Origin of the sequence: Undibacterium sp. Ji50W, assembly GCF_049340445.1 — a bacterium.
Classification (GTDB): Bacteria; Pseudomonadota; Gammaproteobacteria; order Burkholderiales; family Burkholderiaceae_D; genus Undibacterium.
The window spans coordinates 1-594 of sequence record NZ_JBMPOX010000071.1 but is presented as its reverse complement, the minus strand read 5'-3'; the positions used below and the strand labels follow the sequence as shown (position 1 = coordinate 594).

The 594-nt window shown below is 52.7% G+C and carries 1 protein-coding gene; it reads right to left on the bottom strand.

Annotated elements, in window-relative coordinates; translation table 11 throughout:
* On the bottom strand, window positions 1-591 hold a 591-nt coding region (locus ACO0K9_RS28050; protein ID WP_422990689.1), incomplete at its 3' end, for a GTP-binding protein.
* Window positions 592-594: the final 3 nt, after the last annotated feature.

Genomic DNA, 594 nt, shown 5'->3' with positions numbered 1-594 from the left:
AGCGTCAGCCAGTTTCATGATGGCTTCTTCGCCCAATGGACCTTGGTCGCCTTCGAGGGCCAACTTGGCGGAACCTTGAATGATAGGCAGGTCGTCGCCTGGGAATTCGTATTTGGACAACAATTCACGAACTTCCATTTCAACCAGTTCCAGCAATTCAGCGTCATCGACCATGTCGCACTTGTTCAGGAACACGATGATGTAAGGAACGCCAACCTGGCGGGCCAACAGGATGTGTTCGCGGGTTTGTGGCATAGGACCGTCTGCTGCGGAGCAAACCAGGATCGCGCCATCCATTTGTGCCGCGCCGGTGATCATGTTTTTAACATAATCAGCATGGCCTGGGCAGTCAACGTGGGCGTAGTGGCGAGCGGCTGTTTCGTACTCAACGTGGGCTGTATTAATTGTAATACCGCGCGCTTTTTCTTCTGGTGCTGCATCGATCTGGTCGTAGGCTTTTGCTTCGCCGCCGAATTTTTTCGACAGAACTGTCGCGATCGCTGCTGTCAGTGTGGTTTTGCCGTGATCAACGTGACCAATTGTGCCTACGTTTACGTGCGGCTTGGTGCGCTCGAACTTACCTTTTGCCATTTT